Here is a 15215-nt window from a genome sequence, read left to right on the forward strand (position 1 = left end):
CAGGGGAGTTCGACATGGACCGAAGGGCCTTCAGCCGGCGGATGCTGATCGGCGGCGCGGCAGCGGCGGCGACCGGCGTGACATCGTTGTCGCTCGGGGCGGTGGAGGCGAGCTCCGCCGAGAACCCGCCGCGCACCGCCCCGGCCGGGGGAGTGGTGCGGCGGCTGAGGATGTACGCCGAGAAGCTGGCCGGCGGCCAGCTCGGCTACGGCTTCGAGAAGGGCAAGGCCTCGATCCCCGGACCGCTCATCGAGATCAACGAGGGCGACACGCTCCACATCGAGTTCGAGAACCTCACCGATGTCGACGCCAGCCTCCATGTCCACGGCGTGGACTACGACATCGCCAGCGACGGCACCAGGATGAACAGGAGCCATGTCGAGCCCGGAGGCACCCGCACGTACACCTGGCGCACCCACGCCCCGGGCCGCCGCAAGGACGGCACCTGGGAGCCGGGCAGCGCGGGCTACTGGCACTACCACGACCATGTCGTCGGCACGGACCACGGCACCGGCGGCATCCGCAAGGGGCTCTACGGGCCGGTCATCGTGCGGCGCAAGGGCGACATCCTGCCCGACAGGACGTTCACGATCGTCTTCAACGACATGACGATCAACAACAAGGCGGGCCACGACAGCCCCGACTTCGAAGCCACGGTGGGTGATCGGCTCGAAGTGGTGATGATCACGCACGGCGAGTACTACCACACCTTCCACATCCACGGGCACCGCTGGGCCGACAACCGGACCGGGCTGCTGACCGGCCCCGACGACCCCAGCCGGGTCATCGACAACAAGATCTGCGGGCCCGCCGACTCCTTCGGCTTCCAGTTCATCGCGGGCGAACGCGTGGGCGCGGGCGCCTGGATGTACCACTGCCACGTACAGAGCCACTCCGACATGGGGATGGCCGGGCTGCTGCTCATCAAGAAGCCGGACGGCACGATCCCGGGCTACGAACCCCACCATGTGGCAGGCGCGTCCGAGCCGGAGGACACGAAGGGGCAGGGCACGAACGCCAAGGGCGCGGCGGAGCACCAGCACTGATCACGGTCGTTCGGGGCGGGCCAGCCGCTGCTGCTCCTCCTCGACGATCCGCCGGGCCAGTTCACCGTCGGAGACGTCGACGGCGTCCGGCGCGGCCTCCGCGAGGTCGCTGCGCCGGGCGTACGCGTCGAACAGCCGGTCCTTGCGGGCCAGCAGCTCCACCAGGCGCTGGTCGACGCTGTCCGCCGCCAGCAGCCGGTGCACCTGGACCGAGCGCACCTGGCCCATCCGGTGGGCGCGGGCGACGGCCTGGTGCTCCAGCGTCGGCTTGATCTGCGGCTCGCACAGGATGACCACCGACGCCGCCTGCATGTTCAGTCCGGTGCCCCCGGCCTGGATCTGGCTCAGCAGCACCGCGTGTCCGTCGGCGGCGGAGAAGGCGTCGACCAGCTCCTGCCGCCGGGCGGCCGGGACGCTGCCCGAGACCGGTCCGAACACGTCCGACTCCAACGCCTCGCCGACCGTGGCCAGCACCTCGCGGAAATAGGAGAAGACCACGACCTTGAGCCCGTTGTCCCGCGCCTCGTCGACCAGTTCGCGCAGCCGCTCCAGTTTGGCGGAGGTGGTGGGCGTCGCGTAGGCGGCCCGGCGCATCCGCATGAACTGCCCCGACGCCACCGCCTGTCGGTACACCTCCAGGTCGCCGGCGCTGAACTCCTCCCACTCGTCCACGTGCACCAGCGCCGGGAGTTCGGCCAGCACATCCACCTGGTTGCGCCGCAGATAGGCGGGGGCGACCGCCCGGCGGAACGCCTGCGAACCGGCCGCCCCGTGCGTGGTCCTCACCGCGTCGGCCAGGTCGGGTCGGAGCTGACGGACGAGACTGCGGAACTCCTCCACCCGGTTCTCCATCGGCGTCCCGGTGAGGAACAGGACGTGGTCGGCGCGCTCCGCCCAGACGCCGACCGCCCGGGCCCGCCGGGTGGCGGGGTTCTTCACGAAGTGGGCCTCGTCCACGACCAGCATCGCGGGGGCGAGGACGTCGTCCTCGGGCAGGGTGCGCAGCGCGTCGAACGTGGTGAGGGCGACCCCACCGCCCACCCGCCACCGCGCGAACGCCTCCAGCCGTTCCGCGCCGTGCACCGGCAGGGCGCGCAGGGTGGAACGGGCCCGGATCTCCCGGGTCCAGTTGATCAGCACGCTCGCCGGACACACCACGAGGAAGTGACTCTCGCCCCGGGCGGCGAGATGGGCCAGGGCGGCGATGGCCTGAACGGTCTTGCCGAGCCCCATCTCGTCCCCGATGACCACCCGTTTCTGTGCCAGTGCGAAGCGGGCCCCGAACGACTGGTAACCGCGCAGGGAGACCCGCAGCCGCGAGTCGTCGAGCCGGAGCGCCCGCACCCGGTCCGCGATCCCGGCGGGCAGGAACCCCTCGGCGGCGTCCCGGTCCGGGCCGCTGCCCGACAGCTCGGCGAGCAGGCTGTAGTACTCGGCGGACCGCAGCTCGAAGTCCACCCACGCCCCGGGCGCCGACTCCGCCGCCCGCAGCAGGTCGACCGAGACCTGGCCGAACAGCATCGGCAGGTCCTGGCCGGCCGCCTCGTCGAGCGCCCTGCGCAGACCGGCCACGGCATCGAGCGCCCGGGTCCGCGACTCCTTGCCGGCGAACAGCATCCGCAGCCGGCTCCCGGCCGGTGCGGCGGCGGCCACCAAGGGGTCGAGCAGCCCGGCCAGCCGGCGGGCCTGCTCCACGGCCCGCCGTGCGTCCGGACCGGCCTCGACCAGCCGGTGCAGGGCGATGACCAGCGCGGTCGTGGTGTCGTCCGGGGCAGCCATGTCGATGCGTACGGAGACGGTGTCGCGCACCGCGTCGGCGATCTGCCCGGCCGCCGCCAGGGCCTGATCGGCGGTGTGGGCCCCGACTCCGGGGATCAGCCGGAGCTCGTAGCGGGCCGTGCCGTGCACCTGCCCCACCGTGGCGAAGCCGGCCTGTTCGAGGGCGTTGAGGCGCAGCCGGCCCTCCGTGACGTCCTTGAGGCGGGAGACCGGGATGGCGGCCAACTCCCGGTCGACCAGCGAGGAGAGGAGCGGATCGAGGACGGCCCGTACGGCGTCGACGGCTCGGGCGTGGTCCTCCCGCACGCCACGGGCCGTGCCCCGCAGGGCCTCCGCCCGCGTCAGCAGCTCACGGGCGGCCCGGCCCGGGGCCGCCGGGCGGGTCTTGGTCCCTGTGTCCGTCATCGTCACTCTCGCCGCCGTCGCACGTGGTCTCTTCGCCGTAGCGGCGCCATCGGATGTGCCCTCTTCGCCGTACGCCGCCGCCATCGGATGTGCCTTCCTCGCCGTACGCCGCCGCATCGGATGTGCCTCTCGCCGTACGCCGCCCCCGATGGTGGTCCCCCCGCCGTAGGTCGCCGTCGGGCACGGGTCCTTCGCCGTACGTCATCGTCCCACGGCCCTCCGACAGCCCTCGGCGCCCGAGTCACGCCCCGGGGGTCCCGCCGGCCCGCACCCGCGCCGACGGGACCCGGTCGGCCCCGCGCGGACTGCGGTTGTCAGTGGCCGGTGCGAGACTCGGCGGGACGGCAAGAAGCCCCGCACCACCGTGCGCGCGGGGCTCCCATGGGACCGCTGAAGGAGCACGCCATGCTCAACCCCGCCTTCCCCGACGGAGCACCCAACTGGGTCGATCTCGGCACCCCCGACCTCGACGGGGCCACCGCCTTCTACAGCGGCCTCCTCGGCTGGGAAGCGGTCCCCGGCGGCCCCGAGGTCGGGGGGTACGGGATGTTCACCCTGGACGGCCACACCGTCGGCGGTGTCATGACGGTCCCGGAGGAGCAGTCCTCCAGCGCCTGGTCCGTCTACTTCCAGTCGCCCGACGTCGACGCCACCGCCCAGCTGGTGTCCCGGGCGGGCGGCCGCTCGGCGTTCGAGCCGATGGACGTCCTCGACTTCGGCCGGATGGGCGGCTTCACCGACCCGGCCGGAGCCTATTTCGGCGTATGGCAGCCACGGCAGAACCCCGGCCTCGGCGTCATCCAGCAGCCGGGCTCGCTGCTCTGGGCCGAGCTGTACACCCCGGACGTCCCCGCGGCGGCCACGTTCTTCGCCGATGTCTTCGGCTGGAAGACCGACGCGCTGAAGGTGGAGGGCACCGAGTACGTCTACACCACCGTGCATCCCGCGGGGGCCGGCCCGGAGCTGTCGTTCGGCGGCCTGGTCACGATGAGCGACGTCCCGGCCGAGGCCGCGCGCGGCCCGCACTGGATGCCTTACTTCGCGGTCGAGGACGTGGAGGCCACGGTGGCCGCCGCCAAGCGTCTCGGCGGCGCGGAGGCGCTGCCGCCCATGGAAGTGCCGGGCGTCGGCACGATGGCCAACGTCACCGATCCGTACGGGGCGGTCTTCGCCCTGATGAAACCCCGGCCGAGGCAGTAGCGAGGCAGCGGCGGAGCGGTGCCGGGTCGCACCGGTGCCAGCCGCGCCGGGACGATTGATGAATCGTTGATCAGTCGTTTACCGCGTCCGGGCACCGTGTCTCCCATGCTGATCAACATGGTGACCGAGGACGCGCTCGACTGGCAGGAGAGCGCGCTGTGCGCGCAGGCCGGACCTGAGTTCTTCTTCCCGGCCCCGGGCAGTTCGACGCGCGAGGCCAAGCAGCTGTGCGGTGCCTGCGAGGGGCGCGTGGCCTGCCTGGAGTACGCACTCGCCAACGACGAGCGGTTCGGCGTCTGGGGCGGGCTCTCCGAGAAGGAGCGCGAACGGCTGCGCCGGGAAAAGCGCAACCAGGGCTGAACCACCCCCGTACATGCGAGACTTCCGCTGTCCGCCACCGCCAGCCGCACCGGGCAGGGGAGCCGCGATGAGTACCACCTACGACTACATCGTCGTCGGGGCTGGATCGGCGGGCTGTGTCCTGGCCGCCCGGCTCTCCGAGGACCCGACGGTCGCAGTCGCGCTGGTCGAATCCGGCGGACCCGACCGCAAGCCGGAGATCCGCATCCCGGCCGCGTTCCCCAAGCTGTTCAAGACCCGCTACGACTGGGATCTGCACACCGTCGCCCAGCCGGGCCTCGGCGGCCGCGAGCTGTACTGGCCGCGCGGCCGCGGCCTCGGCGGGTCCTCGTCCATCAACGCCATGATGTGGGTGCGCGGACACCGGGACGACTACGACACCTGGGCGCGGAGCGCGGGAGAGGCCTGGTCCCACGACGCGCTCGTACGGTACTTCCGGCGGGCGGAGCAGTGGACCGGCCCCACCACCGCGAGCACCGTGCACGGCACCGAGGGGCCGCTCTTCATCTCGCCGCCCCGCGACCCGAGCCCGCTGAGCGCCGCGTTCCTGGCCGCCTGCCGGTCGGACGGCCTGCCGGAGCTGCCCGAGCTCAACGTGCCCGACCACAGCGGCTGCGCCCGCAGCCCGCTCAACCAGCGCCGCGGGCGCCGCTGGAGCGCTGCCGACGGCTACCTGAGGCGGGCCGCCCGCCGGGCCAACCTCGACGTCCTCACCGGCGCCCGCGTCCGCTCCCTCGCCTTCGACGGGACGCGCGTCACGGGCGTGTACACCGAGACCGGCCCCGGCCGCCTCGACGCCCGCCGCGAAGTGATCCTCAGCGCGGGCGCCGTCGGCTCGCCCCAGCTGCTGCTCCGCTCCGGCATCGGCGACCCCGAGGCGCTCCGCGCGGCGGGCATCGAAGTGCGCGCCGCCTCCCCGGACGTCGGCCGCAACCTCCAGGACCATCTGTCCTTCGCCGTCACGGTGCGATGCCCCCGGCCGGTGACGCTGACCGGCGCCGACACGCCCGCCAACCTCGCGCGCTACCTCCTGGCCCGTCGCGGGCCGCTGACCTCCAACGTCGGCGAGGCCGTGGCGTTCGTCCGCTCCACCCCGGAACAGACCGCACCCGACCTGGAGCTGATCTTCGCCCCGGCGCCGTTCATCAACCACGGACTGACCGCCCCCACCGAGCACGGCATCACCCTCGGCGTCATCCTGCTCCAGCCCGGGAGCACCGGCCGTATCACCCTCGCCCCGGACGGAACCGGGGCACGGATCGACCCTGGGTACCTCACCGACGAGTCCGACCTCCGCCGAATGATCGCCGGGGTCCGCCGCGCAGAGACCCTGCTCTCCTCCCCGCACCTCGCCGTCCACACCGGCGGGCCCATGGGCTTCTACCGGGCGTGGTCGACGACACGGAGCTGGCCCGGGCGATCCGCGCCGCGGCCCAGACCCTCTACCACCCCGTCGGCACCTGCCGCATGGGCGAGGACGAGCGCGCGGTGACCGACCCCCGGCTCCGGGTGCGCGGGGTGACGGGGCTGCGCGTCGTCGACGCGTCGGTGATGCCGCGGATCACGCGCGGCCACACCCACGCCCCGACCGTGGCCCTCGCGGAGCGCGCCGCCGAACTCATCCGCGCGGACGCCCGGGTACCGGCCGGCCGGTAGCCCACCGAGGCGAGGTGCCGGGCGCGGGGCGGTGGGGCGACGGCGTCAGGCTCGGCCGCGCGCGACCATACGTGCCTTGCGGGCGGCGAGCTTCTCGTCGAACTTCGACGCCTCGCTGTCCAGCCCGCCCATGTACAGGCCGAGCTCCTCCTGCGCCTTCACGCCCTCGGGGCCCAGCCCGTCGATGTCCATGACCTTCAGGTAGCGCAGGACCGGCTGGATCACGTCGTCGTGGTGGATGCGCATGTTGTAGATCTCACCGATCGCCATCTGCGCGGCGGCCCGCTCGAAGCCGGGCATGCCGTGGCCGGGCATCCGGAAGTTGACGACGACGTCCCGCACGGCCTGCATGGTCAGGTCCGGGGCCAGCTCGAAGGCGGCGCCCAGCAGGTTGCGGTAGAAGACCATGTGCAGGTTCTCGTCGGTGGCGATCCGGGCCAGCATCCGGTCGCAGACCGGGTCGCCGGACTGGTGGCCGGTGTTGCGGTGGGAGACGCGGGTGGCCAGCTCCTGGAAGGCGACGTACGCGACGGAGTGCAGCATCGAGTGCCGGTTGTCCGACTCGAAGCCCTCCGCCATGTGGGCCATGCGGAACTGCTCCAGTTTGTCCGGGTCGACGGCGCGCGAGGTGAGCAGGTAGTCGCGCATCACGATGCCGTGGCGGCCCTCCTCGGCGGTCCAGCGGTGCACCCAGGTGCCCCAGGCGCCGTCGCGGCCGAAGAGGGAGGCGATCTCGTGGTGGTAGCTGGGGAGGTTGTCCTCGGTGAGGAGGTTCACCACGAGGGCGATCTTGCCGATGTCGGTGACCTTGGACTGGTCGGCCGCCCACGCCTCGCCGTCCTCGAAGACGCCGGGGAAGTTCCGGCCGTCGGAGAAGGGGACGTACTCGTGGGGCATCCAGTCCTTGGCGACCTTGAGATGGCGGTTGAGTTCCTTCTCCACCACCTCTTCCAGCGCGTACAGCAGCTGGGCGTCGGTCCACGCCTTCGAACTGCCGAGGTGGGGAGAGGTGATCGTCACGGGGAGCTCCTGAGGACGGGAGAATTACCTACGGCTTCGTAGGTTACGTGACCGTAGGTTAAGGCGAGGGTAAGGGCAAAGCCAAGCCCGTCCCCGCCGGTACCCGATTACGTACCGTTATGCGGGCAGCTCACCGCCCCCTTCGGTGGGTCCTGGGCGGTTGTCCGCCAGGTGTTCCCAGGTCAGCGGGGTCCCTCCGGCAGGCCGAGATCCCGGCGGAGGTACCGCGCGGTAACCGAAGTGCGGTCCGCCAGCAGCCCCTCCGGCGTCCCTGCGAAGACCAGCTCGCCGCCCTTCTTCCCGCCGTCGGGGCCGAGGTCGATCACCCAGTCCGCCCGCTTGAGCACCTCCAGGTTGTGCTCCACACAGATCACCGTGTTCCCCGCGTCGACCAGCCGGTCCAGCAGATCCACCAGCGCCCCCGTGTCGGCCAGGTGCAGCCCGGTCGTCGGCTCGTCCAGGACGTACACGCTGGAGGTGCGGTGCAGCTGGGTGGCGAGCTTGATCCGCTGCCGCTCACCGCCGGAGAGCGTGCTGAGCGGCTGCCCGAGAGTGAGGTAGGTGAGGCCGACCTCGTCGAGCGTCCGCAGCTTCCGCAGCAGTGCCCGGTCCTCGAACAGTCCGACCGCCTGCGCCGCCGTCATCTCCAGGACGTCGACGATGGACCGGCCGCCGACCCGGTGGGTCAGCACGTCGTCGTGGAACCGGCGGCCCTCGCACTCCCGGCAGGTCGTGGTGACCGGGTCCATGAACGCCAGGTCGGTGGAGATCTCCCCGCGGCCCGAGCAGCCCGGGCAGGCTCCCGCGGAGTTGAAGCTGAACAGCCCGGGGTCGACGCCGTTCTCCCGGGCGAAGACCTTGCGGATGGTGTCCAGTGCGCCGATGTACGAGGCGGGGGTCGAGCGGGAGGAGGCGGTGATCGCGCTCTGGTCGATGACCACCGCCTGCGGGTGCGCCGCCGTGAACACCTCCGAGACCAGGGTCGACTTGCCCGAACCCGCCACGCCGGTCACCACGGTCAGCACCCCGGCGGGGAACGACACGTCCAGCCCCTTGAGGTTGTGCAGATCGGCTCCCGCGACCGGTAGTTGCCCACCGGGGGAGCGGAACTCGCTCTTGAGCGACGTCCGTCGCCGCAGGCAGCGGCCGGTGAGTGTATCCGCCTCGCGCAGCCGGTCGAACGGCCCCTCGAAGACGATGTGCCCGCCCTCCGAGCCGGCTCGCGGGCCCATGTCGACGATGTGGTCCGCGACCGCCATCACATCCGGGTCGTGCTCGACGACCAGCACCGTGTTGCCCTTGTCACGCAGCCGCACCAGCAGGTCACCGAGCCGCCCCACGTCACGCGGGTGCATCCCGACGCTGGGCTCGTCGAAGACGAACGTCAGCCCGGTCAGCGAACTCCCCAGATGGCGGACCATCTTGAGCCGCTGCCCCTCGCCGCCCGAGAGGGTGGTCGTCTCCCGGTCCAGGCTGAGATAGCCGAGCCCGATTCCCACGAGCCGCTCCAGCCGCTCACGGGCCGCCGCCGCGATCGGGCCGCCCACCGGATCGTCGATCCGGGCCAGCACGCCGACGAGATCGGCGACCTCCATCCGCCCGTAGTCGGCGGGCGACAGCCCGTCGACACGGGTGGCGAGCGCCGCCGCGTTCAGCCGCGCCCCGCCGCAGGAGTCGCAGACCCGCTCGACGGTGAACCGGGCCGCCACCTCACGCCGCTTGTCCGACAGCGATGCCGTGTCGCGCTTGAGGTGGAGCCGGTTGAACCGCTCCACCACCCCCTCGAACCGCATGTCCGCCGAAGCGGTCCGCATGTCGACGCGGACGGTGAACCCCGAGCCGTGGAGCAGGAGGCGAAGCTCCTCCTCGCCGAACTCGGACAGGGGCAGGTCGTTGTCGAAGCGCCCCGACCCCCCGTACAGGTTCCACTCCCAGCTGCCCACCGAGAGGCCGGGCAGCAGCAGCGCCCCCTCGTTCAGCGACTTCGACCAGTCCACCGCCCGGTCCAGGTCGAGCCGGACCGTACGGCCCACCCCGTCGCACTCGGGGCACATCCCCGCCGGGTCGTTGAAGGAGTACGCGGTCGCCCCGCCCGCACTCGGTGTTCCGTACCGGGAGAACAGCACCCGCAGCACCGACCAGATGTCCGTCGCCGTGCCCACGGTCGAGCGGACGTTGCCGCCCAGCGGCCTCTGATCGATGACGACGGCCACGGACAGGTCCTCCATGGACTCGGCCCGTGGCCGTTCGTACTTCGGCAGCCGGTTGCGCAGGAAGGAGGTGAACGTCTCGTTCAGCTGCCGCTGGGACTCCACGGCGATCGTGTCGAAGACGACCGACGACTTCCCCGAACCGGAAACCCCGGTGAAGACGGTGATCCGGCCCTTGGGCAGGGTGAGGGAGACGTCGCGCAGATTGTTCTCGTGCGCTCCGGTGATGACGATGCCGCGCTCGGCGGGACGGTGGCCGTCCGACGTGGCGCTCTGCTCGGTGATGCGATCCATACCGACGACGCTAGGCACGATACCCGACAGTTCCTGTCGCCTTTTCCGGGGAATCTCCCGAGGCCGCTCACCGCCCCGCCCGCACCTCCTCGGCAGTGGTGTCGCGCAGCTCCCCGTCCAGCCGCAGCCACCGGGTGACCCCGATCGCCTCCAGAAACGGCACGTCGTGGCTCGCCACGATCAGCGCCCCCTCGTACGCCTCCAGCGCCTCGGTCAGCCGCCGTACGCTCGCCAGGTCGAGGCTGTTGGTCGGTTCGTCCAGCAACAGCAGCCGGGGCGCCGGGTCCGCCAGCAGCAGCGTCGCCAGCGTCGCCCGGAAGCGTTCACCGCCCGACAGCGTTCCGGCCGGATGGTCGGCGGCTCCCCCCTTGAAGAGGAAGCGCGCGAGCCGGGCCCGGACGCCGTTGTCCGTCAGACCGGGTGCCGACCGCTTCACGTTGTCGGCCACCGTCAGCGCGTCGTCCAGGGTGTCCAGCCGCTGCGGGAGGAAGCCCAGCGGCACCGGCGTCGCCACCTCCCCCGAGAGCGGGACGAGCTCACCCGCGACGGTCCTCAGCAGCGCCGTCTTGCCGGCGCCGTTGCGCCCGGTCAGCGCGATGCGCTCCGGTCCGCGTACCGCCAATTCCCCGTGCAGCGGCGGACCGTAGGGTGGCACCGGATCGCGCAGGAGCAGCACCTCGCTTCCCGGGTGCACCCGGGTCTGCGGCAGCTCGATCCGGATCTCCTCGTCCTCACGCACCCGCAGCTCCGCCTCGTCGAGCCGCTCCCTGGCCTCCGCCAGCCGCTCGGTGTGCATGATGCGGTGCTTGCCGGCCGACTCCTGGGCGGACCGCTTGCGCTGGCCCATCACCACCTTGGGCTCCCGCTTGGTGTCCCACATCTTCTGCCCGTAGCGCTTGCGCCGGGCCAACTTCATGTGTGCTTGAGCCAGTTCGCGCTTCTGGCGCTGTACATCCGACTCGGCGACCCGCACCATGCGCTGCGCCGCCTCCTGCTCGACGGCGAGCGCCTCCTCGTACGCCGACAGGTTTCCGCCGTACCAGGTGACCGAGCCGTCCCGCAGATCCGCGATCCGGTCAACCCGCTCCAGCAGCTCCCGGTCGTGGCTCACCACGAGCAGCGCCCCGGTCCAGGCGTCGACCGCGTCGTACAGCCGCCCGCGGGCGACCGCGTCCAGGTTGTTGGTCGGCTCGTCCAGCAGCAGCACCCCCGGGCGGGCCAGCAGCAGGGCCGCCAGCCGCAGGAGCACGCACTCACCGCCGGACATCTCCCCGACGGTGCGCTCCAGGCCGATGTGCCCGAGGCCGAGGCCGTCCAGAGTGACGCGAGCGCGCTGCTCCACGTCCCAGTCGTCGCCGATCACCGCGAAGTGCTCCTCGCGGACATCGCCGGCCTCGACGGCGTCGACGGCCGCCCGCCGCTCCGCGACGCCCAGCACCTCCTCGACGCGCAGCGCGGTGTCCAGGGTCACGGTCTGCGGCAGATGACCGAGTCCGCCATGGATCCTGATCTGCCCTTCCAGCGGCTCCAGTTCACCGGCGATCAGCCGCAACAGGGTGGATTTGCCACACCCGTTGAGCCCGATGAGCCCGGTGCGGCCGGGGCCCACGGCAAGGTCGAAGCCGGTGAAGACCTCGGTGCCGTCGGGCCAGGAGAAGGAGAGGGAGGTGCAGCTGATATGGGTGTCGGAGGCAGGCATACGGATCTCCCGGTACGTCGGGGGAGTGAGCTGAGGACGGCTGAGCAGCTGAGATCGCACACGGGCGCCAGGGGCCACGACGGGCGTGACGGCGCGGCACGGTGCGGGGGCCTCAGATCAGCAACGTCCTTCTCCAATCCGACGACAACAGGAACAGCACGAAGGTAGGGCCGGGGCGTACGACCCGGCAACGGGTTTTCCGGCTGTGCGGCTACGGCGTCAGCAGCCGCCGGGTCAGCAGGCGCCGCCGAGCAGATCGGTCAGACTCCGGTCCAGGTCCAGAAAGCGGTACTCGTCGCCCACCGGCACCAGCTCCTGCGCCCGCTCCAGGAAGCGCCGCAGCTCCGCCGTGCGCACGTGGACCATGGCGATGCCCTCGGCCGCGTGGAACTCCAGCACCGTCCGCTCGTACCCGAACGGCCTGATCCGGACGTCCCCCTCGCCCGCGGGAGTGTCGATCCCCGCCGTCAGCAGCTCGCGGGAGAACTCCCAGGAGACCTCGGTCCCCTCCAGCGTCGCCGGGGCCGGGAACGCCATCCGCACGGCGAAGGGGTCCTTGCGGTCGTAACTCAGTGTGGCGGGCAGGGTTTCCATCCGCGGTGCGGACGCGACCATGCGAGCCTGCACGGACTGCTCGATAACGCTGGACAAGACCTGCTCCCTCTCGCGGCTGGGTGAACGGTTCCCGGCATTGGAGTAGACGGCGGAACGCATCGATCCGTGCACCGGCGGGTGGCGTGAGCTGCGTCACCGCCCACGCCCGTCTCTCCTCCGCACTCTCCGCCACCTCCGCCCTCCTGCCCGCTTCTCGGCCGCGCACCCTGGCCGGCCGGCGTTCCGGGCGGCAAGAGGGCTGGGGAGGACCGGAGAAAGGCCGCGGGAGGGTGGCCCCGTCCGCACTATCCGCCGGGCAACTCCTGCTTGAACGGGGCAAGTTCGGATGCGGTCTTGGTGGCGATGAATTCCGTGATCCGGTACGCGCAGACTCCGTGCACGGCGAACGGGTCGGCCGCGGCGATCTCCTCGATCCGCTCCCGGTCGTCCCCGACGGCGAGGATCACCCCGCCGTCCCGGGGGTTCTTGCGGCCCGACGCGATGAAGACGCCCGCCGCGTAATGCTCGTCGAGCCAGGCGATGTGGTCCCGCATCAGCGCGTCCGCGCGCTCGACCGGGGCGGTGTAGGTCAATTCGAGTACGAACATGATCGCCAGGCTACGGGACCGGAGGGAGCCGGGAACCGCCTAAGCTGCTGGTCATGACGAAGCAGCCCACTCCCGCCCATGAGACCCCCGCAGACGAAGCCGAGGGCCGGGCGATCCAGGACCGCCTGCGCGGCCTGGTGGTGCTGGACGAGCCGGGCCCGGCGCCCGGGACCGGCCTGGTGACCGGGGTCGACGTGGCGTACGACGACGAGAAGGACGTGGTCGTCGCGGCGGCCGTGGTGCTGGACGCCGGGACGCTGGAGACCGTGGACGAGGCCACCGCCGTCGGCAAGGTCACCTTCCCCTACGTCCCCGGCCTGCTGGCCTTCCGCGAGATCCCCACCGTGCTGGAGGCCCTGGAGTCGCTGACCGTCGACCCCGGCCTCGTCATCTGCGACGGCTACGGTCTCGCCCACCCGCGCCGCTTCGGGCTCGCCAGCCACCTGGGCGTGCTCACCGGGCTGCCCGTGATCGGCGTCGGCAAGAACCCGTTCACCTTTTCGTACGAAGCCCCCGGCCCCCGGCGCGGCGACTTCTCCCCGCTGGTGGACGGTGACGAGGTGGTGGGCCGGGCTCTGCGCACCCAGGAGAACACCAACCCGGTCTTCGTCTCCGTCGGCCACCGGATCAGCCTCGACAACGCCTGCGCCCACACCCTGCGCCTGGCCCGCCGCTTCCGCCAGCCGGAGAGCACCCGCCGGGCGGACGCGCTGTGCCGGCAGACCCTGCGGGAAGCGACGGCCTGAGGCACACCGCTTTCCACGGGATTCGATTGAGTACCTGTACGGATGGCGATAACCGATCTTGCTGGGCAGGCTGAACGTATGAACCCCTCCCGTACAGCTGTCCGCACCGCGCCCCTCGACCCCACCCAGCGACGCATCGCCCTCGGTATGGCCCTCGGCGGGGTCGTCGCCCTCGTCTGGGCGGGCGCGATGCTCTACACGCTGGCCGGCTGGATCTTCTAGCGCACCGCCCGCCCCCCCCAGCGCACCGCCCGGCTCCCTAGCGCACCGCCGCCACCCGGAAGCGCAGCCCCGCCGCCGTCAGGCGATCCAGCAGGGCGTCGCCCATCGCCGTCGCCGTGGTGACCTGGCCGGAGGTCTCCGGAAGCTTGTCCAGAGCCAGGCACAGGGCCGACTCGGCGAGGATCTTGGCCGTCTCGTCATAGCCGGGATCGCCGCCCGACACCTCGGTGAGGACCCGCCGGCCGCCGCCCTCGCCGACGAAACGGACCGTGAACCAGCTCCGCCTCCGGCGCTCCGCGTCCGGCCCCTGCCCCGCCTCGTACCGGCTCATCAGCCAGTCGCGTACGGGCCCGACCTGCGCCGCCGCGACCAGGGCCCCGACGGCCGCCGGGCCGCCGAGGGCCATCGGAAGGGTCTTGACCGAGGCGAAGTGGCGGTAGCGGAAGTCGGGCCCGTACCGCTCCAGCGCCCACGCGGAGCGGCCCACCACCGCCGGGTCCACGGTCGGCAGCGGCAGCGCCCAGGTGCCGGTGGCGGCGTTGAAGTGCGGGGAGCCGACGGGGGTGCTGACCCGGCGGCCCACCTGGCGCGGCTCGTGCAGCCGCCGCTCCCGGGCCGCGAGCACCATCTGCGGGCCGCGGCCCATCGCGGTGAGCGCGGAGGCGAACGTACCGCCGGAGAACACGGCGTTGCTGCGGACGAAGCCGTCGACGGTCAGGGGGACGCCCTCGGGCAGCTGCTTGACCGTGAAGTACGCCCCGAGATCATGGGGTACGGAGTCGAAGCCGCAGGCGTGCACGATACGGGCCCCGGTCTCCCGGGCCCGCGCGTCATGGCGCACATAGGTTCGGTCGATGAACTCCGCCTCACCGGTGAGGTCCAGGTAGTCCGTCCCGGCCTCGGCGCAGGCGGCGACGAGCTTCTCGCCGTACAGGATGTACGGGCCCACCGTCGTGGCCACCACCCGGGCGGAGGAGGCGAGTTCCCGCAAGGCGTCCTCGTCGTCCGCGTCGGTCTCCAGCAGCGGCAGCCCGCCGCAGCGCGGTTCGATGGCCGTGAGCCGCTCGCGCAGCCGTTCCAGCTTGGCGCGGCTGCGGCCGGCCAGCCCCCAGCGCAGTCCTTCGGGAGCGTGTGCCGCCAGATACTCGGCCGTGAGCACCCCCACGAAGCCGGTGGCACCGAAAAGGACGACGTCCAGGGGGCGTGTCGCCCCGTTCTGGCTGTTCACGAGTACCTCCGCAGGGACGGGTGGAGACGTGGCAGGCAGGTTAGCGGAGGGAGGCGGCCGGGGTACGCCCGGGCGGCCCTGGACGTGGAAGGTCCGGCGAGGATGCGAGAGGATCGCGGGGGAGAACTAAGCGCTTGCTCGGCCCGGG

Annotated in this window: 14 protein-coding genes; 7 read left to right on the forward strand and 7 right to left on the reverse strand. The window is 71.9% G+C overall.

The features are described from left to right. Positions 1-14: 14 nt before the first annotated feature. Positions 15-1046 (forward strand): multicopper oxidase domain-containing protein, encoded by a 1032-nt coding sequence (locus tag ACIQAK_RS23605; protein ID WP_366391423.1) that lies wholly within the window; start codon positions 15-17, stop codon positions 1044-1046. Here the strand turns inward: ACIQAK_RS23605 and ACIQAK_RS23610 are convergent, their stop codons facing one another. Next, positions 1047-3230, reverse strand: coding sequence for a DEAD/DEAH box helicase (locus tag ACIQAK_RS23610; RefSeq protein WP_366391424.1), 2184 nt, complete (start codon positions 3228-3230; stop codon positions 1047-1049). It lies immediately after the preceding gene. Between the two features lie 405 nt (positions 3231-3635). On the opposite strand from ACIQAK_RS23610, the gene ACIQAK_RS23615 reads away from it, so the two are divergent. The 4 genes from ACIQAK_RS23615 (at position 3636) to ACIQAK_RS23630 (ending at position 6446) form a co-directional block, all read left to right on the forward strand. Continuing rightward, a complete protein-coding gene (locus tag ACIQAK_RS23615) occupies positions 3636-4430 on the forward strand; it encodes a VOC family protein (RefSeq protein ID WP_366391425.1) in 795 nt (264 codons plus the stop codon). Between the two features lie 105 nt (positions 4431-4535). Further along, entirely contained in the window at positions 4536-4790 is a 255-nt protein-coding gene (locus ACIQAK_RS23620; protein ID WP_366391426.1) for a WhiB family transcriptional regulator, read from the forward strand. A gap of 67 nt (positions 4791-4857) precedes the next feature. Next, the gene (locus tag ACIQAK_RS23625; RefSeq protein WP_366391427.1) at positions 4858-6282 is read left to right on the forward strand and encodes a GMC family oxidoreductase N-terminal domain-containing protein; all 1425 of its coding nucleotides are present in this window, start codon (positions 4858-4860) and stop codon (positions 6280-6282) included. Beyond that, on the forward strand, positions 6180-6446 hold the full coding sequence (locus ACIQAK_RS23630) for a GMC oxidoreductase (protein ID WP_366391428.1): 267 nt from the start codon (positions 6180-6182) through the stop codon (positions 6444-6446). The genes ACIQAK_RS23625 and ACIQAK_RS23630 overlap by 103 nt, the downstream gene beginning before the upstream one ends. A gap of 45 nt (positions 6447-6491) precedes the next feature. On the opposite strand, the gene ACIQAK_RS23635 is transcribed toward ACIQAK_RS23630, so the two are convergent. The 5 genes from ACIQAK_RS23635 to ACIQAK_RS23655 all read right to left on the reverse strand — a co-directional run bounded on the left by ACIQAK_RS23635 (position 6492) and on the right by ACIQAK_RS23655 (position 12871). Continuing rightward, complete coding sequence (locus ACIQAK_RS23635; RefSeq protein ID WP_109162604.1) at positions 6492-7466, reverse strand: acyl-ACP desaturase; 975 nt, start codon at positions 7464-7466, stop codon at positions 6492-6494. Positions 7467-7648: 182 nt separating this feature from the next. Continuing rightward, a complete protein-coding gene (locus tag ACIQAK_RS23640; RefSeq protein WP_366391429.1) occupies positions 7649-9970 on the reverse strand; it encodes an excinuclease ABC subunit UvrA in 2322 nt (773 codons plus the stop codon). Between the two features lie 67 nt (positions 9971-10037). Beyond that, the gene (locus tag ACIQAK_RS23645) at positions 10038-11669 is read right to left on the reverse strand and encodes an ABC-F family ATP-binding cassette domain-containing protein (protein WP_366391430.1); all 1632 of its coding nucleotides are present in this window, start codon (positions 11667-11669) and stop codon (positions 10038-10040) included. Positions 11670-11903: 234 nt separating this feature from the next. Beyond that, entirely contained in the window at positions 11904-12320 is a 417-nt protein-coding gene (locus tag ACIQAK_RS23650; protein ID WP_366391431.1) for an SsgA family sporulation/cell division regulator, read from the reverse strand. Positions 12321-12568: 248 nt separating this feature from the next. Next, positions 12569-12871 (reverse strand): YciI family protein, encoded by a 303-nt coding sequence (locus ACIQAK_RS23655; RefSeq protein ID WP_366391432.1) that lies wholly within the window; start codon positions 12869-12871, stop codon positions 12569-12571. A gap of 53 nt (positions 12872-12924) precedes the next feature. Here ACIQAK_RS23655 and ACIQAK_RS23660 point away from each other — a divergent pair, with 53 nt between their 5' ends. Together ACIQAK_RS23660 and mmpA are read left to right on the forward strand one after the other, a co-directional pair. After that, a complete protein-coding gene (locus ACIQAK_RS23660; protein ID WP_366391433.1) occupies positions 12925-13617 on the forward strand; it encodes an endonuclease V in 693 nt (230 codons plus the stop codon). 78 nt (positions 13618-13695) lie between these two features. Beyond that, positions 13696-13839, forward strand: coding sequence for a morphogenic membrane protein MmpA (gene mmpA / locus ACIQAK_RS23665; protein ID WP_366391434.1), 144 nt, complete (start codon positions 13696-13698; stop codon positions 13837-13839). Between the two features lie 37 nt (positions 13840-13876). Here mmpA and ACIQAK_RS23670 read toward each other — a convergent pair whose 3' ends face one another. Next, the gene (locus tag ACIQAK_RS23670; protein WP_366391435.1) at positions 13877-15067 is read right to left on the reverse strand and encodes a saccharopine dehydrogenase NADP-binding domain-containing protein; all 1191 of its coding nucleotides are present in this window, start codon (positions 15065-15067) and stop codon (positions 13877-13879) included. Positions 15068-15215 lie beyond the last annotated feature (148 nt).

The organism is Streptomyces sp. NPDC088706 (assembly GCF_044752765.1).
In the GTDB taxonomy this organism is placed as follows: Bacteria; Actinomycetota; Actinomycetes; order Streptomycetales; family Streptomycetaceae; genus Streptomyces.